Raw genomic sequence first — 18,605 nt, forward strand, 5'->3', positions numbered from 1 at the left:
TACGGCTACTAAAACGCTTGCCCGACAAGGCTTCCGGCGATTTCGACACCGCTAATACCAGTTCGTTGACTGGTATTATGGTGGTTATATAATGCGTTCACTTTCGACGGTCCTGGATCGTCGTCCGACCCGCGGAGGCACATGGAAACCGGCTGGTCCGAACTGGCGCCCGATCCCCTCGACGACACGCCGCTGTATCTGCAGCTCGCCCGCAACCTGGCGCGCGCGATTCACGCCGGCGCGTGGCGGGCCGGCGAGGCGCTGCCGTCGGAGCGGCTGCTGTCGGTGTCGGTCGGCGTGTCGCGGATCACGGCGCGCCGCGCGCTCGCGCTGCTGGTCGAGCAGGGGCTGATCAAGCGGGCGCGCGGCGCGGGCAGCTTCATCACGCCGCGTGTCGCCGATCCGCTGTCGCGGCTCGTCGGCTTCACCGCGAAGATGCAGCAGCGCGGTTTCGTGCCCGATTCGGTGTGGCTGTCGCGCACGCTGCGCACCGCGAGTCGCGACGAGCTCACGCGGCTCGGCCTCGCGCCGGGCGCGACGGTCGCGCGGCTGGAGCGGCTGCGCCGCGCGGACGGCATCGTGATGGCCGTCGAGCATTCGACGCTGCCGGCCGCGGTGGTGCCGGATCCGCAGGCGCTCGGCGCGTCGCTGTACGAATACCTGGACGCGCGCGGGATGACCGTCGTGCGCGCGCTGCAGCACTTTCGCGCGGCGAACGCGACGCACGACGTCGCGAAATGGATGGCGGTGAAGCCCGGCTCCGCCCTGCTCGTGATCACGCGCATCGGCTACGGCACCGACCAGCGCGCGATCGAAGTAACCGAAACGTATTGCCGCGACGATTACTACGACTTCGTCGCGGAACTGAAACGCTGACGCGCGAGACTGCGCGCGCATTGCGCGCGATCGCAACGGAACGCAAGCGCGCGCAATGAATCGCAACGAATTTGCAAATCGCGACGCGGATGTCCGCGTCACCAGATCATCAAGAGAAACGTCATGCTGACTGGAAACATCCTGACCCCCGACGGCTGGATTCACGGTTCGATCGACAGCGAGAACGGCCGCATCGCGGCGCTCGACGGCACCCCCGTCGATCCTGCGACGAACGACGCGCCGTATATCCTGCCCGGCTTCATCGACCTGCACGTGCACGGCGGCGGCGGCGCCGACGTGATGGAAGGCGGCGACGCGATCGAGACGATCGCCCGCACCCACGCGCAGTTCGGCACGACGAGCCTGCTCGCGACGACGATGACCGCGCCGCGCGACGAGCTGATGCAGGTCGTCGCGAATCTCGGCACCGCCGCCCGCACGCGTACGCCCGGCGCCGCGCGCGTGCTCGGCGTGCACCTCGAAGGGCCGTACATCAACCCCGGCAAGCTCGGCGCGCAGCCGGACGCGGCCGTGTCGGCCGTGCTCGACGAAGTGCTGAAGTACCTGTCGATCGCACCGATCCGCGTCGTCACGCTCGCGCCGGAAATCGCCGGCCACATCGAGATCATCGGCGAGATGGCCGCGCGCGGCGTGCGCGTGCAGCTCGGCCACTCGCTCGCGACCTACGACGACGCCGTCGCCGCGCTCAAGCACGGCGCCTGCGGTTTCACGCACCTGTTCAACGCGATGTCGCCGCTGCATCACCGCAACCCGGGCCTCGTCGGCGCGGCGCTCGCGCATGCCGAGTACGCGGAAATCATCCCCGACCTGCTGCACGTGCATCCCGGCGCGATTCGCGCGGCGCTGCGCGCGATCCCGCGCCTGTACGTCGTGACCGACAGCACGTCGGCCACCGGCATGCCCGACGGCGAATACCGGCTTGGCAGCCAGCACGTGACGAAGTGCCTCGGCGGCGTGCGGCTCGCCGACGGCACGCTCGCCGGCAGCACGCTGACGATGGACCAGGCGCTGCGCAATCTCGTGTCGCTCGGGCTGCCGATCGCCGACGTGTCGAACCGGATGTCGCGCTATGCGGCCGACTACCTCGGCATCGCCGATCGCGGCCGCGTCGAGCGCGGCGCATGGGCCGACCTCGCGGTGTTCGATCGCGACCTGAACCTCACCGCGACCTACGTCGAAGGAGAATCGATTGTCGAATATGCTTAAGGAAGCGCGCGAGTCCGCCCCGGTCGTCGCCGCGCAACTCGCCGACACGTCGCGCGTCGAAGCGCTCGCCGGCCAGCTGCTCGATCACCCGCCGGCCGTCGCGCTGACGGTCGCGCGCGGCAGCTCGGATCACGCCGCCAGCTATTTCGCGAGCCTGACGATGCGCCGCCTCGGCGTGCCCGTCGCGTCGCTGCCGATGTCGGTCGCGACGCTGCAGCAGGCGCCGCTGAAGGTACAGGACCAGCTCGCGCTCGCGTTCTCGCAGTCGGGCAAGAGCCCCGATCTCGTCAACACGATGGCCGCGCTGCGCGAAGCCGGCGCGCGCACCGTCGCCGCCGTGAACGTGCTGCCGTCGCCGCTCGCCGATGCGTGCGAGCACCAGCTGCCGCTGCTGGCCGGCCCCGAACTGTCGGTCGCCGCGACCAAGAGCTATATCGCGATGCTGTCGCTGTCCGCGCAGATCGTTGCGTACTGGCAGCGCGACGCCGCGCTCGTGACCGCACTGCGCGGCCTGCCGGACGTGCTCGCGCAGGCCGGCAGGCTCGACTGGTCCCCGGCCGTCGACGCGCTCGCGAATGTCGAGCGGATGATCGTGATCGGCCGCGGCCTGGGCCTCGCGATCGCGCAGGAAGCGGCGCTGAAGCTGAAGGAAACGTCCGGCATCCAGGCCGAGGCGTTCTCGAGCGCCGAGGTCCGTCACGGCCCGATGGAGCTGATCGATCGCGACTATCCGCTGCTCGTGTTCGCGCCGCCGGGGCCGGAACAGGCCGGGCTGCTGCAGCTCGCGCACGACATGCGCGCACGCGGCGCCGCCGTGCTGCTCGCGGCGCCCGCCGGCACGCCCGGCACATCGGGCACCGTGCTGCCGCTCGCGCAATCCGCCCATTCGGCGCTCGACCCGATCGCCGCCATTCTTTCGTTCTACGTGATGGCGGCGGATCTCGCCGTCGCGCGCGGCCGCAATCCCGACACGCCGCGCCACCTGAACAAAGTCACCGAAACGCACTGATAGCCGAGACAGCCGATGAGACGCGCCGAGGAGTCCCAGTTGAAGAGTTCCACCCATGATCAGATCGTCCTGCTCAGTCCGTTGACCGGGCCGATCGTCGCGCTGGCCGACGTGCCCGATCCGGTGTTCTCCGGCGGGATGTTTGGCGACGGCATCGGCATCGACCCGCTCGCGGGCAAGCTCGTCGCGCCGTGCGCGGGCATCGTGTCGCACCTCGCGCGCACCGGCCATGCGGTGACGATCACGACGCCGCAGGGCGCGGAAGTGCTGCTGCATATCGGCATCGACACCGTCGAGCTGAACGGGCAGGGCTTCACCGCGCGCGTCGAGGCCGGCGCGCGTGTGGATGCGGGCGACCTGCTGATCGAGTTCGATCAGGACACGGTCGCGCGCAGCGCGCATTCGCTCGTGTCGGTGATCGCGATCGCGAACTCCGACGCGTTCGACGTCGTCGAGCGCGCGAGCGGTTTCGCGACGGCCGGCGAGACGCCGCTCTTGACGCTGCGCGGCAAGGGCGAAGCCGCGGCGCAGGCGGCGCAGGCCGGCGCCGCCGCGATGAACGAAGTGCGCCGCGAGCTCGTGCTGACGCAACCGGGCGGCCTGCATGCGCGGCCGGCCGCGCGCGCACGCGAATCGGTGCGCGGCCTCGACGCGACGGTCGACGTGCAGTTCGACGGCCGCAAGGCGTCGATCGCGAGCGTCGTGGGCCTGCTCGGCCTCGGCGCTGGCGAAGGCGCGACGATCGAGCTGATCGGCCGCGGCGCGCATGCGCAGCAGGCCGTGGAAGCGGTCGAACGCGAGCTGCTGCGCGAAGCGCACGGCGAAGTCGAGGAGAAGCCGGCGCGGCTGCGTTCGCCCGCGCCGCAGACCGTCGTGCGCAACACCGGCGCCTCCGTCGATCCGAACACGCTCGCGGGCGTGTGCGCGGCGCCCGGCATCGCGGTCGGCACGCTCGTGCGGCTCGACGATGCGGACATCGTGCCGCCCGAACAGGCGACCGGCACGCCCGCATCCGAAAGCCGCCGGCTCGACCACGCGCTGAAAGCGGTCGACGCCGAACTCGACGAAACGGTGCGCAACGCCTCGGCGCGCGGCGCGGTCGGCGAGGCGGGGATCTTCGCGGTGCATCGCGTGCTGCTGGAGGATCCGACGCTGGTCGACGCGGCACGCGACCAGATCAGCCTCGGCAAGAGCGCCGGCTTCGCGTGGCGCGAGACGATCCGCGCGCAGATCGACACGCTGTCGAAGCTCGACGACGCGCTGCTCGCCGAGCGCGCGGCCGACCTGCGCGACATCGAGAAGCGCGTGCTGCGTGCGCTCGGCCACACGAGCGGCGCGACGCGCGCGCTGCCCGACGAGGCCGTGCTCGCCGCGGAGGAGTTCACGCCGTCGGACCTGTCGTCGCTCGATCGCCAGCGCGTGACCGCGCTCGTGATGGCGCGCGGCGGCGCGACGTCGCATGCGGCGATCATCGCGCGCCAGCTCGGCATTCCGGCGCTGGTGGCGGTCGGCGACGCGCTGTACGCGATTCCGGACGGCACGCAGGTCGTCGTCGACGCGAGCGCGGGCCGTCTCGAACACGCGCCGACCGCGCTCGACGTCGAACGCGCACGCCACGAGCGCCAGCGCCTGGATGGCGTGCGCGAAGCGAACCGGCAGATGGCCGGCGCCGCGGCCGCGACCACCGATGGCCGCGCGATCGAGGTCGCCGCGAACATCGCGACGCTCGACGACGCGAACACCGCGGTCGACAACGGCGCGGACGCGGTCGGCCTGTTGCGTACCGAGCTGATGTTCATCCATCGCCAGGCCGCGCCGACCGTCGTCGAACACCAGCAGAGCTACCAGTCGATCGTCGACGCGCTGCAGGGCCGTACCGCGATCATCCGTACGCTGGACGTCGGCGCGGACAAGGAAGTCGACTACCTGACGCTGCCGCCCGAGCCGAACCCGGCGCTGGGCTTGCGCGGCATCCGTCTCGCGCAGGTGCGCCCCGATCTGCTCGACGATCAGCTGCAGGGCCTGCTCGCGGTGAAGCCGTTCGGCGCGGTGCGCATCCTGCTGCCGATGGTGACCGACGCGGGCGAACTCGTGCGGCTGCGCAAGCGCATCGACGAATTCGCGCGTGCGCAGGGCCGCACCGAGCCGATCGAGGTCGGCGTGATGATCGAGGTGCCGTCGGCGGCGCTGCTCGCGGACCAGCTCGCGCAGCACGCGGATTTCCTGTCGATCGGCACCAACGACCTCACGCAGTACACGCTCGCGATGGACCGCTGCCAGGCCGATCTCGCCGCGCAGTCCGACGGTCTGCATCCGGCCGTGCTGCGGCTGATCGACATCGCGGTGCGCGGTGCGGCGAAGCACGGGAAGTGGGTCGGCGTGTGCGGCGCGCTGGGCGGCGATCCGCTCGCGGTGCCGATCCTCGTCGGCCTCGGCGTGACCGAACTGTCGGTCGACCCGGTGTCGGTGCCGGGCATCAAGGCGCGCGTGCGCCGTCTCGATTACCAGCTGTGCCGCCAGCGTGCGCAGGATCTGCTCGCACTCGACTCGGCACAGGCGGTAAGGGCAGCAAGCCGCGAGGTCTGGCCGCTCGACTGAACGTCGACGGCGGGCGCGCGACCCGTTTCACTACGAAAGCAATCACCTCAACGACGATTAATGACGAGACATGGATTGGAGGACTGAATGGACGGGAATCCGTTTCTGAAGATACAGGGCCTGGGCCGCGCGCTGATGCTGCCGATCGCGGTGTTGCCGGTCGCCGGCATCCTGCTGCGGCTCGGACAGCCGGACGTGTTCAACATCAAGATGATCGCCGATGCCGGCGGTGCGATCTTCGACAACCTGCCGCTCTTGTTCGCGATCGGCGTGGCGGTCGGCTTCGCGAAGGACAACAACGGCGTGGCGGCGCTCGCGGGCGCGATCGGCTACCTGATCGAAACCGCGATCATGAAGGACATCGATCCCAAGCTGAACATGGGCGTGCTGTCCGGGATCATCGCGGGCGTGGTCGCGGGCCTGCTGTACAACCGTTATAAAGATATCAAGCTGCCGGACTACCTTGCGTTCTTCGGCGGCAAGCGGTTCGTGCCGATCATCACGGGGCTCGTGTGCGTGGTACTCGGGATCGTGTTCGGGTACGTATGGCAGCCGGTCCAGCATGCGATCGATGCGGCCGGCCAGTGGTTGACGACGGCGGGCGCGATCGGTGCGTTCGTGTTCGGCTTCCTGAACCGGCTGCTGCTCGTCACGGGCCTGCACCACATCATCAACTCGCTCGCATGGTTCGTGTTCGGCAACTTCACGCCGCCGGCCGGCGGCGAGATCGTGCACGGCGACCTGCACCGCTTCTTCGCGGGCGATCCGACCGCGGGCACCTTCATGGCCGGTTTCTTCCCGATCATGATGTTCGGCCTGCCGGCCGCATGCCTCGCGATGCTGCACGAAGCGCCGAAGGAGCGCCGCGCGATGGTCGGCGGCCTGCTGTTCTCGATGGCGCTCACGTCGTTCCTGACCGGCGTGACCGAGCCGATCGAATTCAGCTTCATGTTCCTCGCGCCGGTGCTGTACGTGATCCACGCGGTGCTCACCGGGCTGTCGCTCGCGATCTGCCAGATTCTCGGCGTGAAGCTCGGCTTCACGTTCTCGGCCGGCGCGATCGACTACGTGCTGAACTACGGGCTGTCGACCAAGGGCTGGATCGCGATTCCGCTCGGCATCGCGTATGGCGTCGCGTACTACGGGCTGTTCCGCTTCTTCATCCGCAAGTTCAACATGGCGACGCCGGGCCGCGAGCCGTCATCGGCCGATGCCGCGACCGAGTCGCACGCAGCGGGCGGCTTCGTCGCGCCGGCGGCCGGTGCCGCGGCGGCCGCGCCGCGCGCGCAGCGCTACATCGCCGCGCTCGGCGGTGCGGGCAACCTGACGGTCGTCGACGCGTGCACGACGCGGCTGCGCCTGACCGTCGTCGATCCGGAGCAGGTGTCGGAGCCGGCACTGAAGTCGATCGGCGCGCGCGGCGTGCTCAAGCGCGGCGGCAACAGCGTGCAGGTGATCATCGGGCCGGAGGCCGACATCATCGCCGACGAGATCCGTTCGGCGATCGGCGGCGGCGCGACCGGCGCCACGGCCACCGCTGCCGCCCCGGCCGCGGCGGCGCAGCCGGTCACGGGCGCGGCGGCCGGCCCGCTCGACCCGGATCCGCTGCGCTGGCTCGCGGTGTTCGGCGGCGCGACCAACGTCGCATCGCTCGACGCGATCGCGACCACGCGGCTGCGTGTCGTCGTGCGCGATGCGGCGGCCGTCGATCGCGAGCGGCTCGGCGCGCTCGACGTCGCGTGGGTGTCGGCCGACACGTTCCACATCGTCTGCGGCAACGCGGCCGAACGCTATGCGGAACAACTCGGTGCGCGCCTGCCGTCGGCGGGCGGCGGCGCGGCCGCGCAACCGGCGTGATGCGATGAAGCAGGCCCGAGCCGCGTAGCGGGTTCGGGCCGCCGGCCGGTAAAACGAAAACGGCTTGCGACGTGTGCGTCGCAAGCCGTTTTTCATTGGCGGCGCGCGTTGCGCGCTGCGTTCATCTGCATCGCGCGCCGCTCGCGCCGTTCGGCGGATCAGCGGATCACCCGATGCGTCATCCGATCCTTCACGGGTTCGTCAGCGTGAACGTCGGCTTGCGGTAGCCGATGCCTGCCCGATCGAGCTTCGGCAGTTCGCGCTGCGCGACGAGCGTCGCGAAGCCGGCCCAGTCGCGCTGCAGCGCGGCCGTGTCGACATGATGCGTGTCGCCGCGCTTGTAGCGCACGCCGGCCGCATACGGCAGCTCCCAGTCGGCCCGGTGCCACGCGCGCTCGGCGAGCGCGAGCAGGCGCGGATAGACCATGTACTCGAGGAACGTGTCGTTGCGCATCACCTCGCCCCACGCCTGGCCCTGGATCCCTTCGATCCGCGGTGCGGCGCCCGTGCCCGTGACCTCGAACGCGTTGCCGTCGCGATCGCCCATCACTTCGGCGTTCTGCGGCAGGTTCTCCGGCGCGAGCGAGAACACCTTGTACTCGTCGGTGGCCTGCGAGCCCCAGTAGTAGCCGCGCTCGCGCGGGTTCAGCGTGTACGGGAAGTCGAAGTACAGGTAGTCGGGCAGCGCGAGCACCGTCAGGTAGCCCTTGTTGCTCAGGTCGCGCGCGCTGTCCGACGCGCCCCAGAAGATCGTGTCCCACAACGACACCATCACGCGCCGCGTGCTGAAGTCCTGCGGCCCGTTCGCGTGCTTGATGCCGTCCTGCCACGCGGCCATCGTGCCGATCCCGTTCGCGTCGACCGCCGCGCTCACCTGTTTCGCGAAGCGCGTGGGCAGCTCGTCGATCGACTTGATCTCGCCGCGCTGGAGCAGCGCCATGCAAGCGGGCGAGCGCGCCCACGGCTTGTCCTGCGCGGCGAGATCGATGCGCCCCTTGTTCGGGTCGGTGCCGTTCAGCGGCTGGAAGCCGCCGCCGAGCAGGATGTTCTTCGCTTCGTCGCCGCCGTAGTGCCAGATGCGCAGCGGCGCCTGCGCGTCCGCATGCATCGCCGCGATCTCGCGGATCACCTTCGACGCGAAGTTCAGCGCGCCCGGCACGCACGGGTTCAGGTCGCTGCGCCGGTCGTAGAACTGCACGGTCGTCAGGTTCGACGTGTCCTGCGGATCGAGCAGCCGGTACGCGTTCGCGTCCTGGTCGCGGCCGGCCGCATGCAGCCGCCGGTAGCGCGCTTCCATCGACACGACGGCCGCACGCGCGTGCGCCGGCATGTCGATTTCGGGGATCACCTCGACGAAGCGGTCGGCCGCGTAGCGCACCAGCGCGACGTAGTCGGCACGCGTCAGGTAGCCGCCGCCCGAACGGTTGTCGGGGCCGGAGCCGAGCTGCGGCAGCAGGCAACGCGTCTCGCTCGGATCGTGGCAGCGGCGCGCGCCGATGTCGGTCAGCTCGGGCAGGCCCGGGATCTCGATGCGCCAGCCTTCGTCGTCGGACAGGTGCAGGTGCAGGCGATTGAGCTTGTACGCGCTCATCTGGTCGATCAGACGGCGCAGCGTCGCCGGATGCTTGAAGTTGCGCGCGAGATCGACGTGCATCCCGCGATGCACGAAGCGCGGCGCGTCCTCGACGAGCAGTGCGGGAATCGTGCCGCCGCCGGCCGGCGCGAGCGAGAACAGCGTCTGCACGCCGTAGTACAGGCCCGCGCGGTCGTAGCCTTCGATCAGCACGCCGCGCGGCCCGATCGCGAGCCGGTAGCCCCCCGGCTTCGCGATGTCGGCCGGCAGCCGGCGCGGCGCGACCATGCCGCGCACGGGCACCCGTGCGCCGTCGAGCCCGAGCGTCGCCGCGCGCTCGCGCAGCGCGGCGACCTGCGCGTCGGGCAGGTCGGACAGTGCGAGCTCGACGCCGCGCAGGTCGAGCGCGCCGGGCAGCGGTTGCTCGCGCTTCACGCTCGGCAGCGCACGGCTCGCGTCGGGCCGCGCGGCAACGGGCGGCGCGTTGCCGGTCGAGTTGTTCTGCGCGTCGGCCGGCAGCGATTCGACGTAGCGCAGTTCGTCGTCGGTGTCGTTGTAGCGCAGCACCGCGGGCGGCGCGCCGTCGACGACGACGTACGGCCGCGGAATCACGTCGCTGTAGCGCCGCAGCCAGTATTCGGCGACGAACGGCAGTTCGATGCGTTCGCCGGGCGCGAGGCGCACGGAGCCCGGCTGCGGCGTCAGCTCGTACAGGTCGCCGGTGAGCCGCCGCAGCGCGAAGCCCGGCCGGTCGATCCGCAGCAGGCGGCGGATGCTGTGCAGGTAGAGCTTCCAGCCGCCGTCGGCGATCGGCTGGTGGCCGCGGTTCTGCAGAAACAGGCGGCCCGTCGCGCACGCCGCGCCGTCGGCGCCCAGATCGGCGCATGGCACGCCGGCCGCGGCCGCGTGATTGTTGTCGACGGCCACGCGCAGCGCGAGGCCGTTCGCGAGCAGCGCAGCGAGATCGGTCGGCTGCATGGCCGGCCGGACGGCGCCGGCGACCGTGCCGGCCACGGATTGCGCGGGCTCGGCGCAGCTCGCCACCGGCAACAGCGCCGCGATCAGCAAGCCGGTCAACAGGGAAGGCAACGTGCTTTTCATTCGAACTCCTCAGAAAAAAGGGGGCGTAGCGGCATCGCGGGACGACGTCGCTGCGGTCGGGTCTTTCAACGGAGCTGCGGGGACACCAGCGCCCGGCACGACGGAATCGCACCGGGCGTGTTCGGCACGCGGATCGCGTGCGTTACGGAACGGGACGCGGGCATGCGTGCCGGTCGGATCGGCGAGGGCGCGGATGCGGACGCGCGTTCATCGGCCAGCGGCACCAGCGGCGGTCGCGTCGACGTGACGATCGTCGACGCAATCCGGCCGACGGTGCACGACGGCCACGGCGAGCGCCGCCGCCGTGCGACCGGCCGCTGCACGCAAACGGCGACGCGGCGCGCGGGCGCGCGCCAGACACGGGATTCGCATGTCTCCCCCACCCAAATGGAAGCGGCCTGTCAGCGGCCGTGTGCAACGATCTTATGAAACCTTTTATTGGTATTCAAGTGGTATCAATCTGGCGCTAAATTGGCATCGGTCTGGCGAGGCTGCCCGCGTCACCTGGACGAAAAAAAACCTCGCATGAAGCGAGGTTCGTTCCCGGCGGCACGACGGCGGCGGGCGCCGTCGCCACGGCCCGCGCATGCGTCGCGCGTCAATCGCGGCGTGCGCGCACCGGCGCGTCCTGCAGTTTCTGCCGCGCTTCGAGCCACATCGCGTTGACGATGCCGAACGACAGTGCGACGCCGATACCGAGAATCCAGCTGAAATACCACATGATCCGACTCCTTGCGAAACGGTGGGCGAGGGCGCGTGCGCGCCCGCGACCCGGTCAATACATCGAGTGCTTGTTCTCTTCGAGCGTCTGGCGCGTGACCTTGCCGCGCATCACGCGATAGACCCAGCTCGTGTAGAGCAGCACGATCGGCAGGAACACGATCACCGCGAACAGCATCACCTGCAGCGTCATGTGGCTCGACGTCGAATCCCACACGGTCAGGCTGCTGCGCGGGTCGAGCGACGACGGCATGATGAACGGGAACATCGAGAAGCCCGCAGTCAGGATCACGCCGGCGATCATCAGGCCGGTGCAGAAGAACGCCGTCTTTTCCCGTTTCGAGCCGGCGAGCAGCAGCGCGAACAGGCCGCCGGCGATGCCGGCCGCCGGTGCCGCGATCATCCACGGATACTGGCCGTAGTTCGCGAGCCACAGCGCCGAGCCGGCCGCGACGTCCTTCAGCAGCGGGTTCGCGACCGTGTCGGTCGGCGCGGCGTGCGTGATGTGGAAGCCGCCGACGGTCGACGCGACCAGCACGCCGGCGAGCGCGAACAGCACGATCGCGAGAAGCGCCGACACGCGCAGCGCGATCGACGCGCGACGTGCGATCACGCCGTCGGTCTTCATCTTGATGAACGCGGCGCCGTGCGCGACGAGCATCGTGAGGCTGACGAGCCCGCAGAGCAGCGCGAACGGGTTCAGCAGCGCCCAGAAGCTGCCGTAGTAGGTCACGCGCAGGTCGCTGTCGAACTGGAACGGCACGCCCTGCAGCAGGTTGCCGAACGCGACGCCGAACACCAGCGCCGGCACGAACCCGCCGGCGAACAGGCCCCAGTCCCAGCCGGCGCGCCAGCGCGGGTCGGGCCGCTTGCTGCGATAGTCGAAGCCGACCGGCCGGAAGAACAGCGCGAACAGCACGAGCAGCATCGCGAAGTAGAAGCCCGAGAACGACGCGGCATAGACGAGCGGCCACGCGGCGAACATCGCGCCGCCGGCCGTGATCAGCCACACCTGGTTGCCTTCCCACGTCGCGCCGACCGTGTTGACGATGATGCGGCGCTCGTCGTCGGTCTTGCCGAGGAACGGCAGCAGCGCGGTCGCGCCCATGTCGAAGCCGTCGGTGACGGCGAAGCCGATCAGCAGCACGCCGACGAGCAGCCACCAGATCAGCTTGAGAGTTGCGTAGTCCATAGCGATTCCTTGTTCGGTTGCGACAGCGTGCTCAAACTGCGGCGCGCTCGCCGGCGGCGGCGAGTTCGTGGTGGTAGCGGCCGGTATGCAGCGACGACGGCCCGAGGCGCGCGTACTTGAACATCAGCTTGATCTCGATGACGAACAGCGCGGTGTAGAACAGGATGAAGCCCGCGAGGCTCAGATACAGGTCGCTCGGTTGCAGGCTCGACGCGGACAGGTGCGTCGGCAGCACGCCGGCGATCGTCCACGGCTGGCGGCCGAGCTCGGCGACGATCCAGCCGAATTCGATCGCGATCCACGGCAGCGGGATCGCCCACACCGCGTAGCGCAGGAACCAGCGGCGGTTGTCCTGCAGCAGCTCGCGACGCGCGCACAACCAGAACGCGGCGATGAAGGTCGCGACGAACAGGAAACCGAGCGCCACCATGATCCGGAACGAGAAGAACACGGGCGCGACCGGCGGGATCGTCTTCTTCGCGGCGGCCTTGATCTGCTCGGGCGTCGCGTCCGTCACGTTCGGCGTGAACTGCTTGAGCATCAGCCCGTAGCCGAGATACTGCTTGTGCTGGTCGAACAGCGCGCGGGTGGCCTCGCTCGTGTCGCCCTGCTTGATCTTCTGCAGCGCGCCGTACGCGACCATCCCGCTCTGGATGTGCTCCTCGCTGTGCTTCGCGAGCTCGCGCAGGCCGATCACCGGTTCGTCGAGCGAGCGCGTCGCGATCAGCCCGAGCGCGTACGGGATCTTGATCGCGTAGTCGGTGCGCTGTTCTTCCTGGTTCGGGATGCCGATCAGCGTGAACGACGCGGGCGCCGGCTGCGTTTCCCATTCGGATTCGATCGCCGCGAGCTTCATCTTCTGCACTTCGCCGGTCGTATAGCCCGATTCGTCGCCGAGCACGATCACGCACAGCGTCGCCGCGAGGCCGAAGCCGGCCGCGACCGCGAACGAGCGCAGCGCGAAGTCGACGTCGCGCTTCTTCAGCAGGTACCACGACGACACGCCGAGCACGAACATCGCCGCCGACACGTAGCCGGCCGACACGGTGTGCACGAACTTCACCTGCGCGACCGGGTTGAACAGCACGTCGAACAGGCTCGTCATCTCCATGCGCATCGTCTGGTAGTTGAACTCGGCGCCGACCGGATTGTTCATCCAGCCGTTCGCGACGAGGATCCACAGCGCGGACAGGTTCGAGCCGAGCGCGACGAGGAACGTGACGATCAGGTGCTTGACCTTCGACAGGCGGTTCCAGCCGAAGAAGAACAGCCCGACGAACGTCGATTCGAGGAAGAACGCCATCAGGCCTTCGACCGCGAGCGGCACGCCGAAGATGTCGCCGACGTAGTGCGAGTAGTACGACCAGTTCGTGCCGAACTGGAATTCGAGCGTGATGCCGGTCGTCACGCCCATCGCGAAGTTGATCCCGAACAGCTTGCCCCAGAACTGGGTCATGTCCTTGTAGACCTGCTTGCCGGTCATCACGTAGACGGCTTCCATGATGACGAGCAGCCAGGACAGGCCGAGCGTCAGCGGCACGAACAGGAAGTGGTAGAGCGCCGTGATGCCGAACTGCAGACGCGACAGATCGACGACTTCGCTACTTATCATGGTGGTCTCCCTCGGTGGATGCAGGCGCCGGCACCGAGAGCAGCTTCTCGGCGACGACGGCAGGCGGCAGCGACATGTGCTCGGCCTGCGGATGATTGAAGAATGCGTATTTGAGCGACATCAGGAGGATCAGCTTGACGATCAGCACCAGCGTGATGTCGCGCACGAGGGTCGGCCCGCGCGCCCACGCGACGATGCGCGCGCGCCGGCCCGCCGTGCCGCCCCGCGGGGGCGGCGCCGCGGGCTCCTTATTGATCGAGATCAAGGCGATTATCCTGAATCGATTTACGTTGGTTTTGGGGCGACTTTACGTCGGATTTATGACGGCAGTTGAACTGTTTTTAATCCTTTTAAGCCGACGTGCCAATTTTAAAATGCCGGCTTTCCGGTGCCGAGTGCTGCGCTGCGGCAGACCGTCGCGAACCACGTGCTAAAACTTGAGGCAGATCAAGGTTATGCGGAAGGGGACGGAATTCGCCCGATACCCGATCAATCCGGTCGATTAACAAGTGAAGCGTGACCGGAAACGACACGCGAAAAAAAACCGCTGCCGGTCGGGCAGCGGTTTTGGGTGAAACGCTCTAAATCGCGAGCTTATGCGTATTCGGCGAGTGCGGTGCGCATCTTCTTCATCGCGCTCGCTTCGATCTGGCGGATGCGTTCCGCCGACACACCGAATTCGGCAGCGAGATCGTGCAGCGTCGAGCCGCCCGAGCCGTCGTCGTCGACGTTCAGCCAGCGCGCCTCGATGATCCGGCGGCTGCGGGCGTCGAGCGCGTCGAGCGCCTGCGCGATGCCGTCCGTCTGCAGCATGTCGCGCTGGCGCGCGGCCAGCACGGCGGTCGGCTCGTTGTGCGAATCGGCCAGATACGCGATCGGCGCGTACGATTCCTCGCCGTCCTCGACTTGCCCTTCGAGCGCGATGTCGCCGCCCGACAGGCGCGTTTCCATCTCGGTGACTTCCTCGCGCTTGACGTTGAGCTCCTGCGCGAGGCCGTCGATTTCCTCGGGCGTCATCGCCTGCATGCTCTTCTTGTGGCTGCGCAGGTTGAAGAACAGCTTGCGCTGCGCCTTTGTCGTCGCGACCTTCACCATCCGCCAGTTGCGCAGGATGTACTCGTGGATCTCGGCCTTGATCCAGTGGATCGCGTACGACACCAGGCGCACGTTTTGCGCCGGGTCGAAACGCTTTACCGCCTTCATCAGGCCGATGTTGCCTTCCTGGATCAGGTCGCCGTGCGGCAGGCCGTAGCCGAGATAGTTGCGTGCGATCGACACGACGAGCCGCAGGTGCGACAGCACGAGGCGGCGGGCCGAGTCGAGGTTGTTGTTTTCGCGGAATTCGGTCGCGTACTGGCGTTCCTCTTCGGCGGTCAGGAGCGGGATCCGGTTGACGGCCTGGATGTACGCATCGATGTTGCCAAGCTGGCCCGGCAACATCGCTTGGGTTGCGAGCGCCAGCGAGCCTGCCGATTCGGCCTTGGCCGGCGTCGGGCTCAGGGTATTCGGAAGGGTCGGGGCGTGGCTCACTAAAAACTCCTTTGGAATCAGGGACAAACCCTTGGTCTCGGATGAGATTCCGGGGCCCATCTTAGCACTCCAGCAATCCGAGTGCTAATTCCTTAGAGGCCACGGGGGCATCCAAGTTCCCGCTTTTCTATCGAACTGGTGGAGTCGATAGTCTAATTTGCGACCAGGCAGCTGGCACGAAGTTCCGTAAGTGGTTGTTTCTGATAGTAATCAGTAGACGATTTCGATTTTTGTAGTTTTGGAAGCAAACAATTTCGCTTCGTGATGCCGATCCGAAAAGTCCTTTACCATACCATTCAGTTCGCTCGGGCCCGGCCGCTGCGGCAAGGCTCCATTCAACCCACAAAGTTGGAGTGTCAGATGAACAATAAGAAGAATCGCCGGCGCGGTAGCCGGCTTGCGGCGCATGCGCTGCTGGCGGCGTCGCTGCTCGGCGGATCGGGCGCCGCGTTCGCGGATCGGTGGGGGATCCAGGCGGGCGGCGGGTTTTCCGATCGCCACGGGATCGACAAGGCCGATGTCGGCGTCGTGTGGGATCCGGGCTGGAACTGGTGGGAAATCGGCGGCTGGCACTTCGCGTTCGTGATGGAGGGCCATGTCGGCTACTGGCACACCGGCGGCAACGTGCACGCCAACATCGGCGAATTCGGCGCGACGCCGATGTTCCGTTTCATCAAGAGCGCGGGCCAGGTGCGCCCGTTCGTCGAAGCCGGCGCCGGCATCCGGTTCCTCACGCATCCGACGATCTCGAACAATCTGTCGCTGTCGACCTCGTTCCAGTTCGCAGACGTCGTCGGCGTCGGCGCGCAGTTCGGAGAACGGCAACAGTATCAGGTCGGTTACCGTTTTCAACATGTGTCTAACGCGGGTATCAAAGAGCCGAATCCTGGTATAAATTTCCACCAGTTCTACGTGCAGTACAACTTCTGATCCGCACGCCGGCGCACGGCGGGCGCGTTGCCGAGGAGTCAGGCGATGACGAAGGTGGTCGATGCGATTCGCGCACTCGAGCGCGATCGGTTCCGGGCGATGGTCGACGGGGACGGCGAGGCGCTCGACGCGCAATTGTCGGACAAGGTGTTCTTCGTGCACACCAACGGCAAACGCGAATCCAAGCAGCAGTTCATCGACGCCATCGTGGCCGGCCGCCGCCGCTATCGCCAGATCGAGATCCAGTCGCAGGACCTGCTGCCCGTCGGCGACGCAACCTGCGTCGTCACCGGGCGCGCGTTGATCGAGATGGAAACGAACAACGGCGGCCTCGTGTTTCCGATCGCCTATACCGCCGTGCACACGCACGAACAGGGGCAGTGGCGGCTGCTCGCATGGCAGGCGACGCGGTGCGCGACCGAGACATGAGCGCGCGTGGCGCCCGTTTTCATGTCCCATCGAAGCGGCCTCCTGGGCCGCTTTTTGCTGGCCCGTGCGGCGCGGATCGCGCGGCGCACGGGTGGTCACGCACCGCTCGCTGACATTCGAAACCTGTTGAAGCCTGAAGCGAAACCCGCCGGTCAGGCCGCCGCGCGGCGGTCCGCGCAATGCCACGCCGAACGGTTGATCGCGCTGACGACCGCATCGAGCGCGGCGCTCGCCGGATCGTCGTGGACCCCGACACCGTGCCGCAGCGGCGCATCGCCGACCCGGCAGCCGACCGATACCGCGATCCGGCCATCCGTCGTGCGCGCGTGCTCGCACGACGCGACGTCGATCGTCGTGCCGGCTGCCGCCGAGAACGCCGCGGCCGCGCGTTGTACCGCGTCTTCAGGCGTCGCGCCGGCCGGCGCCGCACCCGCGACGTCGCGGTTCTGCCAGCGCGCACCGTCGCCGTGGCGCGCGGCCGGACCGTCGGCCTCGAAGAATTCGCGCGCGAACAGCGCGCAGATCGCGTCGCCGGTCACTTCCTCGCCCGATGCGTCGGCGAGCGTCTGCACCGCGTGGCTGAACTCGATCTGCACGCGCCGCGTCGGCGTGAAGCCCATCCCGCGTTCGAGCAGGAACGTCGCGCCGCCCTTGCCGGACTGGCTGTTCACGCGGATCACCGCGTCATAGCTGCGGCCGAGGTCGGCCGGGTCGATCGGCAGGTACGGCACTTCCCACACCGCGTCCGGGCGCTGCTGCGCGAGGCCCTTGCGGATCGCGTCCTGATGCGAACCGGAGAATGCGGTGAACACGAGATCGCCCGCGTACGGATGGCGCGGATGCACGGGGATCTGGTTGCAGCGCTCGACCACGCGGCGCACCGCGTCGATGTCCGAGAAGTCGAGGCCAGGATCGATGCCTTGCGTATAGAGATTCAGCGCGAGCGTCACGAGATCGACGTTGCCGGTGCGCTCGCCGTTGCCGAACAGGCAGCCCTCGATCCGGTCGGCGCCGGCGAGCAGCGCGAGTTCGGCGGCCGCGACCGCGGTGCCGCGATCGTTGTGCGGATGCACGGACAGCACGATGCTGTCGCGATACGCGAGGTTGCGGTCCATCCATTCGATCTGGTCGGCGAACACGTTCGGGCTCGCTGCTTCGACGGTCGCCGGCAGGTTGACGATCATCTTGCGATCGCGCGTCGGCCGCCACATCTGCGCGACCGCGTCGCACACCTCGCGCGCGAACGTGAGCTCGGTCATGCTGAAGGTTTCCGGCGAGTACTGGTAGGTCCAGTGCGTGTCCGGGCGGGCCGCCGCGTGTTCCTTGATCATCCGCGTGCCGTTCACCGCGAGCGCCTTCACGTCGTCCTTCGACATCCCGAACACGATGCGCCGGAACGACGGGCAGATCGCGTTGTACAGGTGCACGATCGCGCGCGGCACGCCTTCGAGCGCGTCAAAGGTGCGGGCGATCAGGTCGTCGCGCGACTGCACGAGCACTTCGATCGTCACGTCGTCGGGAATCCGCTTGTCGTCGATGAGCTTGCGGACGAAATCGAAGTCGGTTTGCGACGCCGACGGAAAACCGACTTCGATCTCCTTGAAACCGATCGCGACCAGCATGTCGAAGAATTCCAGCTTCTGCTCGATGCTCATCGGCTCGATCAGCGACTGGTTGCCGTCGCGCAGGTCGGTGCTCATCCAGACAGGCGCCCGCTCGATGGTGCGGGTGGGCCAGCGGCGGCCGTTGATGCGGACGGGCTCGAACGGACGGTATTTGTCTTGCGGGTTGCGCTTCATCTTCTGGACCTCGGGTCTCAAGTCGCGAGCGAAGACGGGCGGCAAGGGCGACGGTTGGCGCTGCCTCGCACCGCGGCGCGGGAAGCGCTGCGGATGCGGATGATCTTCGCGAATCGGCCGACGGATAGACGGACGAAGGCTGACGACTTCGG

Annotated in this window: 14 protein-coding genes; 7 read left to right on the forward strand and 7 right to left on the reverse strand. The window is 68.1% G+C overall.

Annotated features, from left to right (window positions below):
* The first annotated feature begins 141 nt into the window (after nt 1–141).
* From Q3A80_RS19215 to nagE, 5 genes are all read left to right on the forward strand, one after another.
* Complete coding sequence (locus Q3A80_RS19215; protein ID WP_446330494.1) at nt 142–876, forward strand: GntR family transcriptional regulator; 735 nt, start codon at nt 142–144, stop codon at nt 874–876.
* Nucleotides 877–999: 123 nt separating this feature from the next.
* Nucleotides 1,000–2,103, forward strand: a complete 1,104-nt coding sequence (nagA, locus tag Q3A80_RS19220) for an N-acetylglucosamine-6-phosphate deacetylase (protein ID WP_446330495.1) — start codon at nt 1,000–1,002, stop codon at nt 2,101–2,103.
* On the forward strand, nt 2,096–3,112 hold the full coding sequence (locus Q3A80_RS19225; RefSeq protein ID WP_446330540.1) for an SIS domain-containing protein: 1,017 nt from the start codon (nt 2,096–2,098) through the stop codon (nt 3,110–3,112). The genes nagA and Q3A80_RS19225 overlap by 8 nt, the downstream gene beginning before the upstream one ends.
* Nucleotides 3,113–3,127: 15 nt before the next feature.
* Nucleotides 3,128–5,710 (forward strand): phosphoenolpyruvate--protein phosphotransferase, encoded by a 2,583-nt coding sequence (gene ptsP / locus Q3A80_RS19230; RefSeq protein ID WP_446330496.1) that lies wholly within the window; start codon nt 3,128–3,130, stop codon nt 5,708–5,710.
* A gap of 87 nt (nt 5,711–5,797) precedes the next feature.
* Entirely contained in the window at nt 5,798–7,567 is a 1,770-nt protein-coding gene (gene nagE, locus Q3A80_RS19235) for an N-acetylglucosamine-specific PTS transporter subunit IIBC (protein WP_446330497.1), read from the forward strand.
* Nucleotides 7,568–7,757: 190 nt separating this feature from the next.
* Here the strand turns inward: nagE and Q3A80_RS19240 are convergent, their stop codons facing one another.
* From Q3A80_RS19240 to rpoH, 6 genes are all read right to left on the reverse strand, one after another.
* Nucleotides 7,758–10,241, reverse strand: a complete 2,484-nt coding sequence (locus Q3A80_RS19240; protein WP_446330498.1) for a family 20 glycosylhydrolase — start codon at nt 10,239–10,241, stop codon at nt 7,758–7,760.
* A 598-nt stretch (nt 10,242–10,839) separates the two neighbouring features.
* Complete coding sequence (gene cydX / locus Q3A80_RS19245; protein ID WP_446330499.1) at nt 10,840–10,962, reverse strand: cytochrome bd-I oxidase subunit CydX; 123 nt, start codon at nt 10,960–10,962, stop codon at nt 10,840–10,842.
* Between the two features lie 54 nt (nt 10,963–11,016).
* Nucleotides 11,017–12,153, reverse strand: coding sequence for a cytochrome d ubiquinol oxidase subunit II (gene cydB / locus Q3A80_RS19250; protein WP_446330500.1), 1,137 nt, complete (start codon nt 12,151–12,153; stop codon nt 11,017–11,019).
* Between the two features lie 31 nt (nt 12,154–12,184).
* The gene (locus tag Q3A80_RS19255) at nt 12,185–13,765 is read right to left on the reverse strand and encodes a cytochrome ubiquinol oxidase subunit I (protein WP_446330501.1); all 1,581 of its coding nucleotides are present in this window, start codon (nt 13,763–13,765) and stop codon (nt 12,185–12,187) included.
* The gene (gene cydP / locus Q3A80_RS19260) at nt 13,755–14,030 is read right to left on the reverse strand and encodes a cytochrome oxidase putative small subunit CydP (protein WP_446330502.1); all 276 of its coding nucleotides are present in this window, start codon (nt 14,028–14,030) and stop codon (nt 13,755–13,757) included. The genes Q3A80_RS19255 and cydP overlap by 11 nt, the downstream gene beginning before the upstream one ends.
* A gap of 329 nt (nt 14,031–14,359) precedes the next feature.
* Nucleotides 14,360–15,295: an RNA polymerase sigma factor RpoH gene (gene rpoH / locus Q3A80_RS19265; protein WP_446330503.1), complete on the reverse strand. Its 936-nt coding sequence runs from the start codon at nt 15,293–15,295 to the stop codon at nt 14,360–14,362.
* Between the two features lie 360 nt (nt 15,296–15,655).
* On the opposite strand from rpoH, the gene Q3A80_RS19270 reads away from it, so the two are divergent.
* Entirely contained in the window at nt 15,656–16,225 is a 570-nt protein-coding gene (locus Q3A80_RS19270; protein ID WP_446330504.1) for an acyloxyacyl hydrolase, read from the forward strand.
* A gap of 45 nt (nt 16,226–16,270) precedes the next feature.
* Complete coding sequence (locus Q3A80_RS19275; protein WP_446330505.1) at nt 16,271–16,654, forward strand: nuclear transport factor 2 family protein; 384 nt, start codon at nt 16,271–16,273, stop codon at nt 16,652–16,654.
* Between the two features lie 152 nt (nt 16,655–16,806).
* On the opposite strand, the gene leuA is transcribed toward Q3A80_RS19275, so the two are convergent.
* Entirely contained in the window at nt 16,807–18,453 is a 1,647-nt protein-coding gene (leuA, locus tag Q3A80_RS19280; RefSeq protein WP_446330506.1) for a 2-isopropylmalate synthase, read from the reverse strand.
* Nucleotides 18,454–18,605: the final 152 nt, after the last annotated feature.

The sequence above is a fragment of the Burkholderia sp. SR8 genome (genome assembly GCF_052851275.1).

What these genes read in the sequence shown, in the direction of transcription:
- Q3A80_RS19215 (WP_446330494.1), top strand. Translation starts at nt 142, where the DNA reads ATGGAAACCGGCTGGTCCGAACTGGCGCCCGATCCCCTCGACGACACG.
- nagA (WP_446330495.1), top strand. Translation starts at nt 1,000, where the DNA reads ATGCTGACTGGAAACATCCTGACCCCCGACGGCTGGATTCACGGTTCG.
- Q3A80_RS19225 (WP_446330540.1), top strand. Translation starts at nt 2,096, where the DNA reads ATGCTTAAGGAAGCGCGCGAGTCCGCCCCGGTCGTCGCCGCGCAACTC.
- ptsP (WP_446330496.1), top strand. Translation starts at nt 3,128, where the DNA reads ATGAGACGCGCCGAGGAGTCCCAGTTGAAGAGTTCCACCCATGATCAG.
- nagE (WP_446330497.1), top strand. Translation starts at nt 5,798, where the DNA reads ATGGACGGGAATCCGTTTCTGAAGATACAGGGCCTGGGCCGCGCGCTG.
- Q3A80_RS19240 (WP_446330498.1), bottom strand. Translation starts at nt 10,241, where the DNA reads ATGAAAAGCACGTTGCCTTCCCTGTTGACCGGCTTGCTGATCGCGGCG.
- cydX (WP_446330499.1), bottom strand. Translation starts at nt 10,962, where the DNA reads ATGTGGTATTTCAGCTGGATTCTCGGTATCGGCGTCGCACTGTCGTTC.
- cydB (WP_446330500.1), bottom strand. Translation starts at nt 12,153, where the DNA reads ATGGACTACGCAACTCTCAAGCTGATCTGGTGGCTGCTCGTCGGCGTG.
- Q3A80_RS19255 (WP_446330501.1), bottom strand. Translation starts at nt 13,765, where the DNA reads ATGATAAGTAGCGAAGTCGTCGATCTGTCGCGTCTGCAGTTCGGCATC.
- Q3A80_RS19270 (WP_446330504.1), top strand. Translation starts at nt 15,656, where the DNA reads ATGAACAATAAGAAGAATCGCCGGCGCGGTAGCCGGCTTGCGGCGCAT.
- Q3A80_RS19275 (WP_446330505.1), top strand. Translation starts at nt 16,271, where the DNA reads ATGACGAAGGTGGTCGATGCGATTCGCGCACTCGAGCGCGATCGGTTC.
- leuA (WP_446330506.1), bottom strand. Translation starts at nt 18,453, where the DNA reads ATGAAGCGCAACCCGCAAGACAAATACCGTCCGTTCGAGCCCGTCCGC.